Consider the following 2,214-nt stretch of genomic DNA (forward strand, 5'->3'; position numbering starts at 1 on the left):
AGCGGGGATCCGGCCGGGCCGCGGGCGCCGGCCCGTGACCCGGCCGGTCAGGCCGACTTCTCGTGGCGCCCGCGGTCGCCGTCCGGCCGCTCGCGCGGTACCAGCGTCGGATTGACGTTGCCGAGGACGGTCTCCCGGCTGACCACCACCCGGGCCACGTCGTCCCGGCTCGGTACCTCGTACATCACGTTGAGCAGGACCTCTTCGAGGATCGCGCGAGCGGCCCTGGCGCCCGTACGGCGCAGGAGCGCCTGCTCGGCGATCGCCGCGACGGCCCCCTCGGTGAACTCCAGCTCGACCCCGTCCAGGGCGAAGAGCTTCTGGTACTGCCGGATGAGCGCGTTGCGCGGCTCGGTCAGGATCCGGGTCAACGCGGGCTGGTCCAGCGGCTGTACGGTCGTCACCACCGGCAACCGCCCCACGAATTCGGGGATCAGGCCGAACTTCAGCAGATCCTCGGGCATGACGTCCGCGAAGGCGTCCTCCCCCTCGCGCTCCTCCCGGGTGCGCACCGAGCCGCCGAACCCGATGCCCCGGTGGGCGGCCCGCTGCTCGATGATGCGTTCCAGCCCGGAGAACGCCCCGCCGACGATGAACAGCACACTGCCCGTGTCGATCTGGATGAACTCCTGGTGCGGGTGCTTGCGTCCGCCCTGCGGCGGGACGCTGGCGGTCGTGCCCTCCAGGATCTTCAGCAGGGCCTGCTGGACGCCCTCGCCCGACACGTCACGGGTGATCGACGGGTTCTCGCTCTTGCGAGTGATCTTGTCGATCTCGTCGATGTAGACGATGCCCGTCTCGGCCCTCTCCACGTCGAAGTCGGCGGCCTGGAGGAGCTTGAGGAGGATCGTCTCGACGTCCTCCCCGACATAGCCGGCCTCCGTGAGGGCCGTCGCGTCGGCGATCACGAAGGGGACGTCGAGCATCCGCGCGAGGGTCTGGACGAGATACGTCTTGCCGCAGCCCGTCGGGCCGATCAGCAGGATGTTGGACTTGCCGAGTTCGACCGGCTCGTCCCCGGCCGTCTCCCGGGCCTCCGCGCCGGCCCTCGGCCTGATGCGCTTGTAATGGTTGTAGACCGCGACGGCGAGCGCCTTCTTGGCGCCCTCCTGCCCGATGACGTACTCCTCCAGGAAGGCGTGGATCTCGCGCGGCTTCGGCGACTCCCACGGACCGGCCGACGCGACCTGGTCGCGCTCCTCCTCGATCAGCTCGTTGCAGAGCCCCACACACTCGTCGCAGATGCACAGCGGGCTCGGACCCGCGATCAGCTTTCTGACCTGCTTCTGGTTCTTCCCGCAGAACGTGCATTTCAGCAGGTCGCCGCTGTCCCCGATGGGTGCCACTGCGAAACGTCTCCTCACCGGACCTACGGAACCGGACGCGCGAAACCGGACATTCACATGGTGAGATCACATGACGTCACCATCTGAATGGCCACGGTATCTTGATGCCGAACGGACGGCAACGCCGTGCCAATCGCGCCGGTACGGCCGGGATGAGAGAGGGCGATGAGTCGGCTCAGCAGGGTGGAGCTGCGGGAGCGCAATCGCGCCAGGGTACTCGCCGCGGCCGGGGACGAATTCGCCGAACGCGGCTTCCGCGACGCCAAGGTGGACGGGATCGCGGAGCGCGCCGGCCTCACCCGGGGCGCCGTCTACTCCAACTTCCCCGGCAAACGGGCCCTTTACTTCGAGGTGCTGGCGGACCTCGCCGAGCACGCCCCCGACCCGCCCGCCCCGGACAGGGGAGCCGGAGCGGGCAGCGGTACGGGCACGTCCCCGCCGACCGCTCGTGAGGCGCTGGGCGCCTTCGCCCGCGCCTGGCTCGCCCGGCTGCCGCTCGCCGACACGGACGAGAAGCACGGCGCGGCCCGGCTCGGCATGGACGTCCTGCCCGAGGTGCTCGCCGAGGAGTGGATCCGGCGGCCCTTCGCGCAGCTCATGAAGTTGGACGCGATCCTGCTCGGCCTCGCCCTGGAGCGGCTGGGACCGCCCGGCGCACCGCCCGGCAGCCGGGTGCGCGTCGCCGAGGCCGTCCTCACCGCCCTGCACGGCGCGAGCCAACTGGCCGCCGCCGCACCTGGGTTCGTCGAACCGTTCAATGTCGTCAGCGCCTGCGAGCAGCTCGCCGGGCTCGACCTGGGCGGCTGGTGGCCGCCCTCGCACGTCCTCACCCCGGCGCTCCCCGCCGACCAGCCGTGGGCTCCGCCGC

2 protein-coding genes are annotated in these 2,214 nt (G+C 70.8%); one reads left to right on the forward strand and one right to left on the reverse strand.

Features of this window, described 5'->3' with window-relative positions:
- Positions 1 to 47: 47 nt before the first annotated feature.
- A complete protein-coding gene (clpX, locus tag GT042_RS01190; protein WP_161306829.1) occupies positions 48 to 1,346 on the reverse strand; it encodes an ATP-dependent Clp protease ATP-binding subunit ClpX in 1,299 nt (432 codons plus the stop codon).
- Positions 1,347 to 1,511: 165 nt separating this feature from the next.
- On the opposite strand from clpX, the gene GT042_RS01195 reads away from it, so the two are divergent.
- The coding region (locus tag GT042_RS01195) for a TetR/AcrR family transcriptional regulator (RefSeq protein WP_161306830.1) at positions 1,512 to 2,214 on the forward strand (703 nt) is incomplete at its 3' end.

It is taken from the genome of Streptomyces sp. SID3212 (genome assembly GCF_009865405.1).
GTDB lineage: Bacteria > Actinomycetota > Actinomycetes > Streptomycetales > Streptomycetaceae > Streptomyces.